Source organism: Streptomyces sp. MST-110588 (genome assembly GCF_022695595.1).
Classification (GTDB): domain Bacteria; phylum Actinomycetota; class Actinomycetes; order Streptomycetales; family Streptomycetaceae; genus Streptomyces.
Window position 1 is genome coordinate 714,420 of the sequence record NZ_CP074380.1, and the last position, 15,522, is coordinate 729,941.

Here is a 15,522-nt window from a genome sequence, read left to right on the forward strand (position 1 = left end):
GGGTGTGGATCTGCACCTGGAGATCGACCCCGGCAGCGGACGCCGCCGTGACAGCCTGGAGCGCGCGCTGCGCACCGCCATCCGGGAGCGGCGCCTGGCGCCCGGCTCGCCGCTGCCGTCCACCCGCGCGCTGGCCCAGCAGTTGCGGTTCTCACGGGGCACGGTGAGCGCCGCCTACGACCAGCTCGCCGCCGAGGGCTATCTGACCGCGCGCCAGGGTTCGGTGACCACCGTCGCCCGAACACCGCCGCCGGGCCCCGGGGAACCGGCCCCGGACCGAGGTACGGCGGCGATGCGTACGGGCGCGGGCACGCAGTCGTACGGGCTCGGCCCCGGCACGCCCGATGTCACGGCCTTCCCCACCCGCGCCTGGCTCCAGGCGACCCGCAAGGTACTGACCACGTCGCCCGCGGCCGTCCATCACCCCTGCGAGCCGCAGGGCCGCGTCGAGCTGCGTACGGCGCTCGCGGAGTACCTCGGCCGGACCCGTGGCGTGCTCACCGACCCCGGCCACATCGTGATCACCTCCGGCTTCTACCAGTCCGTCGGGCTGCTGGCGCGCGTCCTGAAGGAGGCGGGCGCCGGCGCGGTCGCCATGGAGGACCCCGGCCACCCGCTCCACCGGGAGGCGGTCCGCCGCTGCGGACTGGACGTGCTGCCGGTCCCGGTGGACGAACACGGCGCCGTCGTCGCGTCGCTGCCGGCGCACGCCGCGGCGGCCGTCGTCACCCCGGCCCACCAGTACCCCACCGGCGTACCGCTGCACCCGCGCCGCCGGCACGCGCTGCGCGACTGGGCCGTACGCAACGACGCGCTGATCGTGGAGGACGACTACGACGGGGAATTCCGCTTCGACCGCCGGCCCGTCGGTGCCTTCCAGGGCTTGGCACCCGCGCAGACCGTCTACTGCGGCTCGGTCTCCAAGACGCTGGGGCCCGGCCTGCGGCTGGGCTGGATGGCCGTCCCGCCCGCACTCCTGGAGCCGGTCGTACGCGCCAAGCTGCACGCCGACATCCACACCGAGACCCTCAATCAGCTCGTCCTGGCCGAACTGATCACCCACCACCACTACGACCGGCACGTACGCCTGAGCCGGCTGCGCTACCGCCGGCGCCGCGAGCTGCTGCTGAGCCGTCTGGGCGGCGGGCCGGACGGCCCGCTGCCCGGTCTGGCCTTCCACGGTGTTCCCGCCGGCCTGCACGTCCTGGCGACCCTCCCGCCCGACGGGCCCACGGAGGAGGACCTGCTCGCCGAGCACGACGGAGACGGGCACCCCGGCCCGGCGCGGCACCCCCGGCACGGATTCGCCCTGGGCGCCCTTTCCGGCCTGCGGCACGCGCCACGGCCGGGCCAGGAGCAAGGCGTCCTCATCGGCTACGCCGCGCCGCCCGAGCACGCCTTCTCCACGGCTCTGGCGGAGTTCGCCGCGTTCCTGGAGGGCTGCCACGCGCGGTCCACGGCGACCGGGCGCCGGCCGGTGGGCCGGTGGGTCCGTCCGGCTCCCCTCGGCACGGTTCGGGACAGTTCGGCCGGATAGTGCGCCCCGGGACAGGCTCGTACGGCCGTGCCGGGGTACGCGTACGGGCGCGAAGCCACCCCACAGGAAGCAGGAAGGCGGACGCCCCATGAGCGATCGATCCCTCCACCACTCCACCGGCCGCTCCGGCCGCTCCGTCCACGAACATCCCCCGCGCCCACACGGCGCCGTGGCCGGAGCCAGAACCGGCCCCGGTGCCGGGGCAGGGGCTGCCGTAAGGCCGGAGGCCGGGGCCACGGCCATGGCAGCGGAGCAACCGCGAACCCGCCGTTCGCTGGCGGTCTGCGCCCTGATCGGCGTCGGGCTCATGGCGGCGTTCGACGAGATCGTCTTCCACCAGATCCTGGCCTGGCACCACTTCTTCGACCGCTCCACCCTCCCCGTCGGCCTGCTCTCCGACGGCCTGCTGCACACCGCCGAGCTGCTGTCCCTGGTCGCCGGGTTCGTCCTGTACGCCGATCTGCGCCGCCGCCACGCCCTGTCCGCGCCGTACGCCCGGGCCGGACTGTTCCTGGGCCTGGGCGCCTTCCAGCTCTTCGACGGCACCGTCGACCACAAGCTGCTGCGGCTGCACCAGGTCCGCTACGGCGTCGACGTCACCCCGTACGACTGGGCCTGGAACGGTGCCGGGCTGATCCTCCTGGCCATCGGCGCGATCCTGGCGGTGCGGGCCGCACGCGCCGTTCGGCCCGCACCGGGCACCGGGCACACCCCGGCCGGGGACGCGTCCTCGTGACGCCCCCGCACCTTCATCCCGCCCCGGCCTCGCCGGTCCCCGGGCTGTTCGAGGTGGTGCTCGCGTCGGCCGCGCTGACCGCCGTGGCCGGGTACCTGCTGGCCGCCGCGCGCCTGCGCCGTCGCGGCGACGCCTGGCCCCGGGCGCGGGACGCCGCCTTCACCACGGGCGGTACGGCCCTGGCGGCGGCCGTCACCCTCACTCTCCCCGGCGGGCCGTTCACCGCCCATATGGCCCAGCATCTGGTCGTCGGCATGGCCGCCCCACTGCTTCTGGTCCTGGCCCGGCCGCTGACCCTGCTGCTGCGCACGGTGGGTCCCGGCCCCGCCCGGCGCGGCCTGCTCGCCGTTGCCCGCTCCCGGTCCGCCGCCTGGCTGGTCTTCCCGCCGCTCGCCGCGCTGCTGGACGTCGGCGGCCTGTGGGTGCTGTACCGCACCCCGCTGCTGGCCGCCACCCACCACCGGCCGGTGCTCCACGCCCTGGTTCACACCCACGTACTGGCCGCCGGCCTGCTGTTCAGCTTCGCCGTCTGCCGGCTCGACCCGCTGCGCCACCGCTGGAGCACGGCCTGGCGCGGCACCACCCTGCTGGCCGCCGGAGCCGCGCACGCCGTCCTGGCCAAGACGCTGTATCTCACGCCCCCGCCAGGCACCGCGTTCGGCCTCACCGACCTGCACACCGGCGCCAAGCTGATGTACTACGGCGGCGATCTGGTCGAGCTGGCGCTCGCCGCCGCCCTGGCCGTCCAGTGGTACACCTCCACCGGCAGGGCCTGGGCCCGCGACCGTGCACGTACGGGCGCCGGTGCGGGCACCGGTACCCCCGCGCGGACCCGCCGTCCCGCATCCCCGCCACGACCGCCGCTGCGCGAACCCCTCACCCACGCCGACCGGTTCACCCCCGCCGACGGCCGGGCGCGTGCGCAGCAGGGCCTCTCGGCGGACGGATGAGGCCGCGATGGCATGCTGTCGGTATGGCACAACCCATCATCCAACTGAGTCTCGCCCCCGAACTGCGGCTCTTCGCCCCCGCCGAGCGGCGCACGGAGCAGACCCCGGTCGCGATCGACGGCACCTCCACCCTCGGGCATGTCGTGGAGTCCTTCGGCGTCCCGCTCACCGAGGTCGGCCAACTGCTCGTCGACGGCCGCCCGGTGCCGGTGTCCCATGTGCCCGGCGAGGGCGAGGCCGTGGAGGTACGGGCCGTCGAGCGACCGCAGCGGGTGCCCGGGGCACCGCTGCGGTTCCTGCTCGACGTACACCTGGGCACGCTCGCCCGGCGGTTGCGCCTGCTGGGGATCGACGCGGCGTACGAGGCGGAGGACTGCGGCGACCCGGCGCTGGCCGCCCTCTCGGCGGCCGAACGCCGGGTGCTGCTCTCCCGGGACCGGGGACTGCTGCGCCGTCGCCAGATCTGGGCAGGCGCGTACGTCTACAGCGACCGGCCCGACGAACAGCTCAAGGACGTACTGGAACGTTTCACCCCGGACCTGGCGCCGTGGACCCGGTGCACCGCCTGCAACGGCCCGCTGCGCGACGCCGAGAAGGGCGCCGTCCAGGAGCGGCTGGAACACGGCACCCGGCGCACGTACGACGTGTTCGCCCAGTGCACGGTCTGCGACCGCGTCTACTGGCGCGGCGCCCACCACACCCGCCTGGAAAAGATCGTCACCGACGCCATACGAACCTACGGCCCGCACGGCACCCCCACCGCCTGACCCGCACGACAGCCTGACCCGCACGGCACCCGCCTTCGCGGCGCGGGCTCACCGTCCGCGTCCCTGACTCCGTGTGTCTTCTTTCGTCAGCCCTGCGGTCCTCGGTCCTCTTCCGTACGTCCTATGGCGTCAGGTACCGCCGGGACCGCTGGGATCACCTGGGATCACCGGCGCCGTGTCCGGGGCGGGTACCGGGCCTGGGCGGGTGGGAGCCGGGGAGTCTCATGTGGATGCGTACGGTGCTGCCGTGCTCGCTCGTCCGTGTGTCCGTCAGGTCGCTGAGCTGCCGGATGATCCACAGGCCGCGGCCGTCCGGGTGCTCGGTGCCGGGCGGCAGATACCCGGCCAGCGCGGTGTCCAGGGCACCTTTGGGGTCGTTGACCTCGCACAGCAGCTCGGTGTCCGTGGTCCAGACCCGGCAGCTTCCGTGTCCGCCGCCGTGCCGCACCGCGTTGACGGCCGCCTCGTCCACGCACAGCAGCAGGCTGTCGGTACGGGCGTCGGGCAGCCCGGCGGCGCCGGCCGCGGCGGCGATGAATCCGCGCAGCTCGGCGATCCGGCGGCCGGAGCCGTCGAAGAAGAACTCCGCGCACTCCTCGGGCGGCTCGTCCAGCGGCACGGTGTCACAGGACGCGCTGAACTCCCGGGGACTCATGTGCGCAGGATTGGCCCATGGCGCGGCACCGCCGGTCTGCGACGGGTGGGTGAGCCGGGCGGTACGCAGGACGGCCTCGGGCAGCGCCCGCGTGTCGTACGGACACAGGTGCCGGGCGCCGGTCGCGGTCAGCGCGAGGGTGAGCAGCGACTCGTAGCGGGCCCACTCCCTGGTCTGCTCGTCGGTCAGACCGCCCCAAGGCATCTCGCCGACGACCCACGAACCGCCGGACGCGGCGCGCGCCTTGTCGTGGTAGTCGCGCAGCGCCTGCGCCGGACTGGCATACCAGCCGTCGGGGGCGAAGACCGGCCCGCCGGCCCGTGCGCCCAGACACCGCCGCAGCAGCGCCGCGTTGCGCCGCCCGGTGGCGACGAACACCGGCTCCCGCGGGACCAGACCGGCGCGGACGAAGGGCTCGACGGCGGCCACGAACTCGCTCTGCGCGCCGTACAGCAGCAGTTGGTGTGCGTACCGGTCGGCACCCGGCCCGGCCGGCCCCCGCGGATCGGTCATCGTCGCCCCCCTTCGCAGGCGTGAGGGCTCGGAAGCACGGAGGCGCGGCGGCGTGACGCACCGCCCCGCGCGGACACCCTGCGGATGCCGCTGCCGGGCACGGGCTCACATCGGTGGCGCGTCCGCCCGTCTCTTGGACGGTACCCGCTCTACGAGCAGTCCGAACGGTGCGCGAAGGGAAGTCCGGGACAGCTCCGGCAGACGAAGAGGTACACCCCTCCCATGTCACCGAGCATGAGCCCGTGCGCCCCTTGTATCCTGCGGCGCTCGTCGTAGTCCAGGCCGAGGACGGCGCCGGTGCCGGTGCCGGGCCGGTCCTCCAGCGGCAGCCAGGTGCGCCAGGACTCCCCGTCGAACTCGCGGCTCGACACGGTGAGCAGGTGGTCCATGCGCGCGCCGCACCGCGTGCAGTCGGGCCAGGACGGCTCCTGCGTCCAGCTCGGGTACCCGCCGGCCTTGATGCCGTCGGCGACCGAGAGATGGGACCAGTACGACCATCCGGTCTCCTCCTCGACCTGGTCGCACCGCTCCTCCAGTTCCTCCCAGAGGTCATCCGGCAGGTCCCAGTTCGGATACTCCACGATCCGCTCCGGATGCAGTACGCAAGGGGCCGGAAGGTACTCCTCGCGCACCCCTTCCGGCCGCGGCGGCGTGGCGTACTCCGTGGCGGTGGCGCGCCGGTTGCGCCAGTGGATCTGCGGACGTGGCATGTAGTCCTTCTGATGGTCGAAGGGGCACCACAGGACTTGCAGGACGTCCTTCCCTTCCGGGAAGGGCAGTTCGGGAACGTCGTCGGCATAGAGCTGGAGCACCGGCACCATGGGCTGGGCACCGGGCCGCGCGGGCGCGAACGCCGTACGGGGGTGAACGTCGTCGCAGTACGGCCACGGCTCGTCCCGTGGCCACAGCAGCGGGCCGCCGACCGAGCTGTCCCCCACTCCCGGGTCACCGGCCCGGGGATGCAGCCGGACCGCTTCCCGGCGGAAAGGCACGACCTCCGGAAAGACCGCCTCCACGTCGACGGGGCGGGGCGGCGTGGTGCGGGTCGCGCCCCTCGGCGGCTTCGGCGGCACAGGTGGGGTCGGTGACATCGGCGACTCCTCGTCAGGCAGGTGCAACAGCGCGGCAGTACGGCGGTCGACGCGAAGCGATCGGCACCGCAGCCACTGCCGAGAACACTAGCCGCGGGGTACGACAACGCCCTCCGAGGCGAGTAGACAGTGTCTACGCCGTCCTGGTAGACACTGTCCATGAAATCTGTGGACTCCGCGGAATCCGCCCGCTCCCTCCGGGAGCGGCTGATCGACGTCGGTGTGGAACTGGTGACGGCCGAGGGCACCGCCTCCTTGGGGCTGCGTGAGATCGCCCGCCGGGCGGGGGTGTCGCACGGAGCGCCGCGCCGCTACTTCCCCACCCACCACTCCCTGCTGTCCGCGATCGCCCGCCGGGGATTCGCCGACCTCCACAGCCGGTTCGAGGCCGCGGTGGCCGGTACGGCCCCGCCGCGCGAGCAGTTGGAGGCACTGGGCCGGGAGTACCTCACGTACGCGTTCGAACGCCGTGGGATGTACGAGCTGATGTTCCGGCACGACCTGCTCGACAGCGAGAGCGGTGGGATCAGTGGGGGTGGGGCCGGCAGTGGGGGTGGTGGCGGCAGCGAGGACAGTGGGGAGAGCGACCGGTGCGCACCCGGTCAGCCGCGTCTGCGGGAGTCGACCCTTCCCCTGTTCGAGCACTTCACCGGTCTCGTCGCACGTTGCCGCAAAGAGCGGGAACCGGCGCCCGGAAGGGGAGCAGCGGATACCGCCACCGCCGGGCCGACGCCGGCTGCCGTCACGGCCGCCGCCCTGTGGTCGAATCTGCACGGTCTGGCCCAGTTGTGGGCCTGGGGCAGCCTGCCACTCGCCCTCGGCGTGCCGCCGCAACCGGCCGGCGAAGGACGGGAGACCGGCCGTCCCGACAGAACCTCCCCCTCTCCTTCCCCCTCCCTCGACAGCGTGGTCAGGGCCGTTCTGGACGCGCACCTCGGCCCGGTCCGCCCATGACCGCGACCCTGCGACAACGCCTCGCGCTCCTGGTCAGCGTGGCCGGCGCCATGATCGTCGCGTTGGACGGCACCGTACTGTCCGTGGCACAGCCCAGTCTGCGCCGGGAGTTCTCCGCCGCCCTGCCACAGATCCAGTGGACCAGCACCGGATATCTGCTCGCGGTGGCCGCGCTGCTGATCGTCGCCGGGCGCCTGGGCGACCGCTACGGACACGCGAGGCTGCTGCTCGTCGGCGTACTCGGCTTCGCCGCCGCCTCGGCCGGTATCGCGCTCGCGCCCGGCATCGGATGGGTCATCGCACTGCGCGTCCTGCAAGGGGTGTTCGGCGCGCTGCTCCAGCCGGCCACGCTCGCGCTGCTGCGGCTGGCGTACCCGGCGGACCGGCTCGGTACGCCGGTCGCCATCCGTACCAGTGCGATCGGGGTGGCCGCGGCGGCCGGCCCGGTGCTCGGGGGTGTGCTCGTCGCGCACCTGGGCTGGCGCGCCGTGTTCGTCATCAACGTCCCGGTCGCGCTCGTGATCGCCGCCCTCACCCTCGCCGTACGCATACCGGTCCCCTCCCCCGCCGGATCCCCCCATACCGAACCCCCGCACACGCAATCCGCACCCACGGCACCCGCCGCACCCGCCGCACCCGAGCGGCTCGACCTCATCGGCGCGACGCTGCTCGCGATCGCCCTCGCGGCCCTCGTCCACACCCTGTCCGGCGTGCCGGAGCACGGCTGGACGGCCGTGCCGACGCTTGCCGGGCTGCTCGCCACCGGGGCCGCCGCCGCGGCGTTCGCCGTACAGGAACGCCGTACCGCCTGCCCGCTCGTGCCGCCCGCCGTGGCGCGCTCGGTACCGGTGACGGCCTCGATGGTGCTGCTGCTCGTCATCGGCGGCGGCATGTTCGGCGCGCTGTTCGTGATGACGTTCTTCTTCCAGGAGGTGCTCGCCCTGGACCCGACCGCCTGCGGTCTGCGGGTCCTTCCGCTGACCGTGCTCATGGTCCTGGGAGCGCCGCTCGCCGGTGCGGCACTGCGCCGGTACGGGGCGCGCCGCACCGCGACCGCCGGTACGGCCCTGGTCGTCCTCGGCGTCGCCGGGCTCTCCCGGCTCGGTCCGGCCAGTACGTGGCCGGCCACCGGCGCGGCCCTGGCCGCGCTCGGCGCGGGGTTCGCCACCGTCATGGTCACCGCCACCGGGACCGTCGTCGGTGACGCGCCCCCCGGATACGCCGGGGTCGTCGGCGGCCTCAAGCAGACCGCCATGAACGTCGGCCCCACCCTGGGCATCGCCGTCGCCGCCGGCACCTTGCCACTGGAAACGACCGCCGCACAAGCCGCCTCCTCCGTCTCCTCCGCGTCCTCCCTGACTCCCTCCTCCGCCTTCGTCCCGGCCATGGGCCCCGCCCTGCTCGTACTGGCCGCACTGGCCGCCCTCGGCCTGCTGCCGGCCCGGCTGCTGCCCCCGCATCCGGCCCGCCGCACGGATCGCGGCGTACGGCCTTCCCCGAGCTGCGGCCGGGAAGAAGGACCGGCGCAACCAGTACGCCCGTCCCCTACCGTCCCACCTGGACCTGCACCGAACGGCCCTGTTTCCGTCAGCGCCGACGCCCCACCCTGATGCCGACGGGGACAGCGGGCCGACGAAAGGCGGACTCATGAGGACGAAGGCAGGACTGCGGCCCATGACCGGACGGCTGGGCGCACTGCCGGAGGAGCAGCGGGGGCGGCTGATGGAGCTCGCGCGTGCGGTGTCCTTCCCGGCCGGACACCGGATCCTGCGGGAGCGCCGGACGGTGGACCGGTTCTGGATCATCCGGACCGGCACCGTGTCCCTGGACCTCCATGTACCCGGCCGCCGGGCCGCGGTGATCGAGACGCTCGGCGCCGGGGACCTGGTGGGCTGGTCCTGGCTGTTCCCGCCGCGCGACTGTCATATGGGTGCGCTGGCGGACAGCCCCGTACGGGCCTGGCAGTTCGACGCCGAGGACGTACGGCAGCTCTGCCGGCACGACCCGCGGTTCGGCTATGTGTTCATGACGGCGATGGCCGAGGTCATAGGACACCGGCTGGAGTGCGCCCGCACCCGGCTGCTGGAGCTGTACGGCCCGTACGGGAGCGGGCTGCCCCGCTGGTGAAGCCCTGCGCCGTGATAGGCGTTGCCCAAGGCCGTCACAGCAACCTCCGGTCTTCCGCTCCGCCCGGGCCGGGGCGCGCCGTCGCACGCACGACCAGGGAGAACGAACCGTGCCGGAACAGCCGGAACAGCCGGAACAAGAGGCGACCGACCTCGTCCGTCTCTGCGACGACGAGGGGAACAGCGTGGTCGTACGCGTGACCGGGCGGGACACGCCGGGCGTTCTGACGGGCCATGACACCTTGGTGGCACGCATCGTTCTCACCACGGGATTCGTCGGCGGACACCTGGACGTCCGGCTCTCCCCGCGGGTTCTGACCGCATGGGACACGGCTCTGGATGCCTTGGCCGCCGGGCGGGACATCCGCTGGCTGATGGGCCACGGACCCGAGGTGAGAATCCGGGTGGAGGGAGAGCGAGGCTGCCCCGAGGTCGTCGTCGAGGATGTCTCCATGTCCATGGTGACGGTCGTGGTACCCGTGGCAGTCGAGGAGAACTGGGTCGAGGACCACCGGCGCCGCCTGGAGGACGTCCGCCGACGCTGGCCGGAAGAGGTGACGGAATCCTCCTCCGGGGTGTACGAATGGCGCGCGTCCCGCCCTGCGCCCGGGGCACCACCGACCGGCTGAGGCGGAGGCGGTACGAGGCAGTACGGTACGAGGCGGTACGAGGCGGTGGAAGTCGGTAGGAGACGTCCGGACGCTCCGCAGCTCGCATGGTGCGCTGCGGAGCGTCTTCAGCGGATGGAGCGCCTCAGCGGTCTTGGATTTTTGCGGTCACACCGCGTCTCAGGCGTTCTTGGGACGTACGAAGGTGTACACCTTCCAGTGGTCGTTGCCGCTTTTGACTCCCGCGGTCCAGTCGTAAGGCTTGTCGCGGTCGTGGCCGGTGCCGCCACCGTGCCGTACCACCGGGCCGCTGCCCACGGTCATGATGGAATTGCTGTTGTGGGGATCGACCCAGGTGACGATCTCGGCATGGGGCCGCTCGAATTCGTGCTTGTTGTACTTGGTTTCGTTCAGCCACACCAGTGCGTCACCTACGTGTGGCTGGCTCGCTCTGGTGTTCCAGATCAGTCCGTAGCCTTTCCCGTTGGGATTGGGTGGCCATTTGCTGCCCTCCGGCGCGTTGTCGCCGTCGGCGAACGAGGGAGCCAGGTCGTTGAGGATACCCTTGGTCCCCTGGACGTGGGCGATGCCCCAGATGCCGCGGCTCAGCGCGGAACACCAGTCGCTGAAGCAAGTGAAGAGCCCGTGACTGGCCGCGGAGTCCCAGCAGCTCAGACCGAGCTGGCTCTCCGCGATCCAGGCGATCTTTTCGCCCAGGCCGTTGGAATTCTGTCCGTCCGTACTCCTGACGGACCATTGCTGGTCGATGCTCCCCTTGCAGCGCGACAACTGCACGACATTGCCCTGGTTGTAGTTTCCGTTGGCCAGGCAGAGATCCGGCGCCCCTCTGATCTCCAGCCACCAGGCGACGGCTCTACTCCCTTCCGCCGGATAGGCGCGATGGAACAACTGACCGCGCGAGGCGTCTTTGCCGCACTTGTCGACTTTTAGCTGACTTCCTTCGCGCGGCTGGTCCGGCGCGGTCAGACACAGGGACATGTCGTAGCCGGGGTGCAGGTAGGAAACGTCACCCCGGTATCCGCCGAAGTGCTCCTCGCACCACATTTGCTCAATGCCCCCGGTCGCCTGCCACAAAAGGACGCGGGTGCCGGCGCCACCTCCCTCGGCGACGGCCATGAATTTGCTCGGGTCGCCGGTCGCCGGGAACCAGGCCCGGAAGTCGCAGTGCAGTCCGGAGGCCTGCCGCTGCTGCGCGGGGTGCGTCTGCTCGGCTCCGGCCCGAGGGCTGTACGGTGCGTGAGCCGCCGACGGGGCGGGCTGCCCGAGGAAGACGGTCGCGAGCGTCAGGCCCGCGACCGCCAGCCAGCGCATCACGTCACCACCACCTCGCGCCGGACTGACCGTTGCAGTCCCACTGCTGGGCCCGGGCGCCGTTGCTCATCGAGGAGTTCTCGATTTCCAGGCACTTGTCCGACGATCCGGTGGTCGGCCGGATCCACCAGTAGCTGCCCCGGTCGTCGAGCCAGAATTTCGCGCCCTTCTGCCCCTTGCAGTCCCACTGCTGGGCCCGCGCGCCATTGCTCGCGGAGGAGTTCTCGATCTCCAGACACTTACCGCTGTGGGCGTTGATGATGTACCAGGCGCCGCCCCCCAGGTCCTGGAGCCGCCACCCGGAGCCGGCCTGGCCGTTGCAGTCCCACTGCTGGGCGCGTGCACCGTTCTGCTTCGAGGAGTTCTCGATCTCCAGGCACTTACCGCTGTGGGAGTTGACGATGGTTCCGGGCTGGAATGATCCGCCGCCCTTTTGAGTCGGCAGCAACCGTAATCCCGTCGGGGACGAGGAGGCGGATGCTGTCGGGGGTGCGGATTTCTGCGCGCTCGCGGCACCGGCCGGAACGGCGAATCCGGCGATCGACAGCAGTCCCGCGGCGCCGAACACGGTGGTCCGCATGATGATCTTTTCGGCACTGATCGGAGGTCTCACAGTTTTCTCCGCTTCTCTTCCCATGGGTTCCCGTAGGTTCCCGTACGTGACGTGACGTTCCTGTCCGTTCCCGTACGGGAAGAAGAGTGTCCGTACGCCGCACTGCCCGGCCATCGTTTGCCACAGGGCGCAAACGATGGACAGCGGACCTTTGTCGTTCATAGCTTTCTCGGCGGCACTATGAGGGAAGCCGTCCTTCAGTGAGAGCGCGGCCGAGGGGGGTGAGGCGGTGGACGACCCATTTGCCGTCGCGTCGGCTGCTCACCAGCCCGGCGTTCTGCAGGACGACGGTGTGCCGGCTCGCCCCGGATATGTCGATCCCGGACCGGCGGGCCAGATCGCCGGTGGAGCAGGCTCCCGCCGTCAGGCTGTGCAGGATCCGGGCTCGCGCCGCCCCCATGAGGGGGATCAGCGGGTCACTGCCGCCGTTCGGGCCCTGCTCGGCGTACGGTGCCGCATCCGTCCATCCGAGGGCGTGCTCGATCGGATAGCAGAGCACCGGAGGCAGGTCCGGGTCGACCAGCGCGGTCGGCGTGCCGGCACCGAAGAACGTCGGCACCAGCAGCAGGCCGCGGCCGGCCAGGTCGATGGCGTGGTCGAAGGGGTAGTCGATCTCCAGTACCGGCGGCTTCCAGCAGGCGCCGGGGAGCCCGGTCAGCAGCGCCTCGGGCCCGGAGACCCGCAGTACGCGGGCGCGCTCGTCGCGGTCACGCGCGACGTCGGAGCAGATGTGGCGCCAGTACGGGGCAAGGCAGGTGTCGTGGTAGCTGCGCAGTGCCCCGGACAGAGCGCGCAGCGCGTGGACCCGCCCCTCGGCCAGATCGCGGGTCCAGGTGGGCAGTCGCCGCTCCCGGGCGATGAACTCCAGGTCCTGGCGCAGCCGGGCGCGCGGGGTGTAGTGCAGGGCCTCGATGCCGGCGTCCAGGGTGCGGCTCGCCGCGGGGGTGAGGAAGTCGGGGCTGGAGCCATGGCTGGGGATCAGGTGCAGCAGCGGGCGCATCTCAGGAGTGACCTGGAGACGGCTGCGCCGTCTCCAGCGGCCGAAGGCCAGCCCGCCTCCCGGCCAGTGCAGTTGGTAGGCGCTGTGCAGCACCTCCCACATCGGATCCGGGGACGGCGCCAGCCGGATGTTGGACAGGTCCTCGCCGGTGAAGTACAGCCGCAGCATGTCTCTCCCCACCTCGGCCCGTGCGCCTAGCGACCGTTCCCGGACATCGTCCCTGATCGCGGAGGCCACGCACCACCACATCACCACATCACCGCACCACCGCCCCGCCCGTTCGGGAGCAGCCCGTCTCCCCCGGCCTCGCCGACGCCGGCGGATCCTCACATTTGATCGTCGCGTCGCTTCCCGATCGCAGGTGCCGCTTCGATACTGGACACCGCTGTCACAGCAGCGAGGACAAGACGGAGCAGCGCTGACGGGCCGGCCGCGGTGCCGGCGGTGCAGCCGCCCTGTCGGACACCGCCGAAGACCGGCGCCAACCGTGCCGGACCACGACCCGTGTACGCCTGCCGACCAGGCGAGTCCCTGCTCAGGACCCTGGTTGATACGCCTCCAGGAGGAACCGTTGAGGATGCTCATCAATGTGGCCGAGACCGTCGTGGCCGACGCGTTGCGGGGGATGGCGCTGGCTCATCCGGAGTTGGTGGTCGATGTCGAGCGGCGGGTGATCGTACGGCGGGACGCGCCGGTCGACGGGAAGGTGGCGTTGCTGTCCGGCGGGGGCAGTGGGCACGAGCCGCTGCACGGCGGGTTCGTGGGGCCCGGGATGCTGGACGCTGCTGTGCCGGGGGAGGTGTTCACCTCGCCGGTGCCCGATCAGATGGTGCGGGCCGCGGCGGCCGTGGACAGCGGGCGGGGGGTGTTGTTCGTCGTCAAGAACTACACCGGTGACGTGCTGAACTTCCAGATGGCGGCCGAACTGGCGGAGGATGAGGGGGTACAGGTCGCCACGGTGGTGGTGAACGACGACGTGGCGGTCGCCGACTCCCCGGACACGGCGGGGCGGCGCGGTACGGGAGCCACGCTCTTCGTGGAGAAGATCGCCGGGGCGGCGGCCGAGGAGGGGCAGCCGCTGGAGCGGGTCGAGTCGCTGGCCCGGCAGGTGGTCGCCTCTTCGCGCAGCTTCGGGGTGGCGCTGAGCGCGTGCGCCACTCCCGCCAAGGGCGGGCCGACCTTCGATCTGCCGCCCGGTGAGCTGGAGCTGGGCGTCGGTATCCACGGTGAGCCGGGCCGCGAGCGGCGGCCGATGATGACCTCCCGTGAGATCGCCGACTACGCCGTGGACGCGGTGCTGGCCGACCTCCAGCCGCGCGAGCCGGTGCTGGCACTGGTCAACGGCATGGGCGCGACGCCGCTGCTGGAGCTGTACGGGTTCACCGCGGAGGTGCACCGGGTGCTCACCGAGCGGGGTGTGCCGGTGGCCCGTACGCTCGTCGGCAACTACGTCACCTCCCTGGACATGGCGGGGTGTTCGGTGACGCTGTGCCGGATCGACGAGGAGCTGCTGCGGCTGTGGGACGCGCCCGTACAGACTCCCGGCCTGCGGTGGGGGCGGTGAGGAGGATGGTGTCGCAAGCGGAGCCGGAGCCGGCGTCCGGTGCGGTGTGGGATGCGGCGCTGTTCGTACGCTGGATGATGGTGACGGCCGCCACCGTGGACCGGGCGGCGGACCGGCTGACCGAGCTGGACTCCGCCATCGGCGACGCCGATCACGGGAGCAACCTGCGGCGTGGTTTCGCCGCCGTCGTCAAGGCGCTGGAGGAAGCGCCGCCCGCCACGCCCGGCGGTGTACTGACGCTGGCGGGGCGGCAGTTGGTCTCGTCGGTGGGCGGCGCTTCGGGACCGCTGTACGGGACGCTGCTGCGGCGCACCGGCAAGGCGCTCGGCGACGCGCGGACGGTGACGGCCGGGGAGCTGCGCGCCGGGCTGCGGGACGGGGTGGAGGCGGTGGGCCGGCTCGGCGGCTCGGCGCCCGGTGACAAGACCATGCTCGACGCGCTGGATCCGGCGGTCGAGGCGCTGGCCGAGTCCGTCGGCGCCGCCGCCCGGGCGGCCGAGCGGGGCGCGCTGGCGACCGTACCCCTGCGGGCCCGCAAGGGGCGGGCGAGTTATCTGGGCGAGCGCAGTATCGGGCACCAGGACCCGGGGGCCGCCTCTGCCGCGCTGCTCTTCGCCGCCCTCGCGGAGGCCGTGGGATGAGGGGCGGGACGGGGGACGGCGGAAGGGAGCCGGTGGGGATCGTGCTGGTGTCGCACAGCGGGGCGGTGGCGACCGCCGTCGCCGAGCTGGCCCGGGGGCTGGCCGGCGGGGGCGCACGGGTGCCCGTCGCGGCGGCCGGCGGTACCCCGGACGGCGGACTGGGCACCAGCGCGGACCTGATCACCGAGGCGGCCCGGGCGGTGGACCGGGGCGCGGGGGTGGCGCTCCTGGCCGACCTGGGCAGCGCCGTACTGACCGTCAAGGCCCTGCTCGCCGAGGACGAGGAATTGCCGCGGGGCTCGCGGCTGGTGGACGCGCCGTTCGTCGAGGGGGCGGTGGCCGCCGTGGTCACCGCCTCGGCCGGTGCGGACCTGGACGCGGTGGCTGCCGCCGCCTCGGAGGCGTACGGCTATCGGAAGGAGTGAGCGAGAAGGG

Annotated in this window: 16 protein-coding genes; 11 read left to right on the forward strand and 5 right to left on the reverse strand. The window is 72.5% G+C overall.

Annotation, left to right across the window (positions count from 1 at the left end; translation table 11 throughout):
- Window positions 1-4 precede the first annotated feature (4 nt).
- From KGS77_RS03140 to KGS77_RS03155, 4 genes are all read left to right on the forward strand, one after another.
- A complete protein-coding gene (locus KGS77_RS03140; RefSeq protein WP_242578568.1) occupies window positions 5-1,537 on the forward strand; it encodes a PLP-dependent aminotransferase family protein in 1,533 nt (510 codons plus the stop codon).
- Window positions 1,538-1,778: 241 nt separating this feature from the next.
- Window positions 1,779-2,273, forward strand: coding sequence for a DUF2243 domain-containing protein (locus tag KGS77_RS03145; RefSeq protein ID WP_242587270.1), 495 nt, complete (start codon window positions 1,779-1,781; stop codon window positions 2,271-2,273).
- A complete protein-coding gene (locus KGS77_RS03150; protein WP_242578569.1) occupies window positions 2,270-3,223 on the forward strand; it encodes a cytochrome c oxidase assembly protein in 954 nt (317 codons plus the stop codon). Before KGS77_RS03145 ends, KGS77_RS03150 begins: the two co-directional genes overlap by 4 nt.
- 23 nt (window positions 3,224-3,246) lie before the next feature.
- Complete coding sequence (locus KGS77_RS03155; RefSeq protein WP_242578570.1) at window positions 3,247-3,990, forward strand: Mut7-C ubiquitin/RNAse domain-containing protein; 744 nt, start codon at window positions 3,247-3,249, stop codon at window positions 3,988-3,990.
- Between the two features lie 154 nt (window positions 3,991-4,144).
- Here the strand turns inward: KGS77_RS03155 and KGS77_RS03160 are convergent, their stop codons facing one another.
- Both KGS77_RS03160 and KGS77_RS03165 read right to left on the reverse strand, forming a co-directional pair.
- Window positions 4,145-5,158 carry a sensor histidine kinase gene (locus KGS77_RS03160; protein ID WP_242578571.1) on the reverse strand — a complete coding sequence of 338 codons (1,014 nt, stop codon included), beginning with the start codon at window positions 5,156-5,158 and terminating at the stop codon, window positions 4,145-4,147.
- A 149-nt stretch (window positions 5,159-5,307) separates the two neighbouring features.
- A complete protein-coding gene (locus tag KGS77_RS03165; protein ID WP_242578572.1) occupies window positions 5,308-6,249 on the reverse strand; it encodes a DUF1963 domain-containing protein in 942 nt (313 codons plus the stop codon).
- A gap of 159 nt (window positions 6,250-6,408) precedes the next feature.
- On the opposite strand from KGS77_RS03165, the gene KGS77_RS03170 reads away from it, so the two are divergent.
- From KGS77_RS03170 to KGS77_RS03185, 4 genes are all read left to right on the forward strand, one after another.
- Entirely contained in the window at window positions 6,409-7,203 is a 795-nt protein-coding gene (locus KGS77_RS03170; protein ID WP_242578573.1) for a TetR/AcrR family transcriptional regulator, read from the forward strand.
- Entirely contained in the window at window positions 7,200-8,813 is a 1,614-nt protein-coding gene (locus KGS77_RS03175) for an MFS transporter (protein ID WP_242578574.1), read from the forward strand. Before KGS77_RS03170 ends, KGS77_RS03175 begins: the two co-directional genes overlap by 4 nt.
- Before the next feature lie 37 nt (window positions 8,814-8,850).
- Entirely contained in the window at window positions 8,851-9,330 is a 480-nt protein-coding gene (locus KGS77_RS03180) for a cyclic nucleotide-binding domain-containing protein (RefSeq protein ID WP_242578575.1), read from the forward strand.
- 109 nt (window positions 9,331-9,439) lie between these two features.
- Window positions 9,440-9,958, forward strand: a complete 519-nt coding sequence (locus tag KGS77_RS03185) for a DUF5959 family protein (RefSeq protein ID WP_242578576.1) — start codon at window positions 9,440-9,442, stop codon at window positions 9,956-9,958.
- 159 nt (window positions 9,959-10,117) lie between these two features.
- Here KGS77_RS03185 and KGS77_RS03190 read toward each other — a convergent pair whose 3' ends face one another.
- From KGS77_RS03190 to KGS77_RS03200, 3 genes are all read right to left on the reverse strand, one after another.
- Window positions 10,118-11,269, reverse strand: a complete 1,152-nt coding sequence (locus tag KGS77_RS03190; RefSeq protein ID WP_242587271.1) for a ricin-type beta-trefoil lectin domain protein — start codon at window positions 11,267-11,269, stop codon at window positions 10,118-10,120.
- 4 nt (window positions 11,270-11,273) lie between these two features.
- Window positions 11,274-11,849 carry an RICIN domain-containing protein gene (locus KGS77_RS03195; RefSeq protein ID WP_242578577.1) on the reverse strand — a complete coding sequence of 192 codons (576 nt, stop codon included), beginning with the start codon at window positions 11,847-11,849 and terminating at the stop codon, window positions 11,274-11,276.
- 211 nt (window positions 11,850-12,060) lie between these two features.
- Window positions 12,061-13,050 carry a metalloregulator ArsR/SmtB family transcription factor gene (locus KGS77_RS03200; protein ID WP_242578578.1) on the reverse strand — a complete coding sequence of 330 codons (990 nt, stop codon included), beginning with the start codon at window positions 13,048-13,050 and terminating at the stop codon, window positions 12,061-12,063.
- Window positions 13,051-13,453: 403 nt separating this feature from the next.
- On the opposite strand from KGS77_RS03200, the gene dhaK reads away from it, so the two are divergent.
- The 3 genes from dhaK to dhaM are packed head-to-tail and all read left to right on the forward strand — an operon-like array spanning window position 13,454 to window position 15,512.
- Complete coding sequence (gene dhaK / locus KGS77_RS03205; RefSeq protein ID WP_242578579.1) at window positions 13,454-14,446, forward strand: dihydroxyacetone kinase subunit DhaK; 993 nt, start codon at window positions 13,454-13,456, stop codon at window positions 14,444-14,446.
- Between the two features lie 5 nt (window positions 14,447-14,451).
- Window positions 14,452-15,087, forward strand: a complete 636-nt coding sequence (dhaL, locus tag KGS77_RS03210; protein ID WP_242578580.1) for a dihydroxyacetone kinase subunit DhaL — start codon at window positions 14,452-14,454, stop codon at window positions 15,085-15,087.
- Entirely contained in the window at window positions 15,084-15,512 is a 429-nt protein-coding gene (gene dhaM, locus KGS77_RS03215; protein WP_242578581.1) for a dihydroxyacetone kinase phosphoryl donor subunit DhaM, read from the forward strand. Before dhaL ends, dhaM begins: the two co-directional genes overlap by 4 nt.
- Window positions 15,513-15,522: the final 10 nt, after the last annotated feature.

What these genes read in the sequence shown, in the direction of transcription:
- KGS77_RS03145 (WP_242587270.1), top strand. Translation starts at nt 1,779, where the DNA reads ATGGCAGCGGAGCAACCGCGAACCCGCCGTTCGCTGGCGGTCTGCGCC.
- KGS77_RS03155 (WP_242578570.1), top strand. Translation starts at nt 3,247, where the DNA reads ATGGCACAACCCATCATCCAACTGAGTCTCGCCCCCGAACTGCGGCTC.
- KGS77_RS03160 (WP_242578571.1), bottom strand. Translation starts at nt 5,158, where the DNA reads ATGACCGATCCGCGGGGGCCGGCCGGGCCGGGTGCCGACCGGTACGCA.
- KGS77_RS03165 (WP_242578572.1), bottom strand. Translation starts at nt 6,249, where the DNA reads ATGTCACCGACCCCACCTGTGCCGCCGAAGCCGCCGAGGGGCGCGACC.
- KGS77_RS03170 (WP_242578573.1), top strand. Translation starts at nt 6,409, where the DNA reads ATGAAATCTGTGGACTCCGCGGAATCCGCCCGCTCCCTCCGGGAGCGG.
- KGS77_RS03175 (WP_242578574.1), top strand. Translation starts at nt 7,200, where the DNA reads ATGACCGCGACCCTGCGACAACGCCTCGCGCTCCTGGTCAGCGTGGCC.
- KGS77_RS03180 (WP_242578575.1), top strand. Translation starts at nt 8,851, where the DNA reads ATGAGGACGAAGGCAGGACTGCGGCCCATGACCGGACGGCTGGGCGCA.
- KGS77_RS03190 (WP_242587271.1), bottom strand. Translation starts at nt 11,269, where the DNA reads ATGCGCTGGCTGGCGGTCGCGGGCCTGACGCTCGCGACCGTCTTCCTC.
- KGS77_RS03195 (WP_242578577.1), bottom strand. Translation starts at nt 11,849, where the DNA reads ATGCGGACCACCGTGTTCGGCGCCGCGGGACTGCTGTCGATCGCCGGA.
- KGS77_RS03200 (WP_242578578.1), bottom strand. Translation starts at nt 13,050, where the DNA reads ATGCTGCGGCTGTACTTCACCGGCGAGGACCTGTCCAACATCCGGCTG.
- dhaL (WP_242578580.1), top strand. Translation starts at nt 14,452, where the DNA reads ATGGTGTCGCAAGCGGAGCCGGAGCCGGCGTCCGGTGCGGTGTGGGAT.
- dhaM (WP_242578581.1), top strand. Translation starts at nt 15,084, where the DNA reads ATGAGGGGCGGGACGGGGGACGGCGGAAGGGAGCCGGTGGGGATCGTG.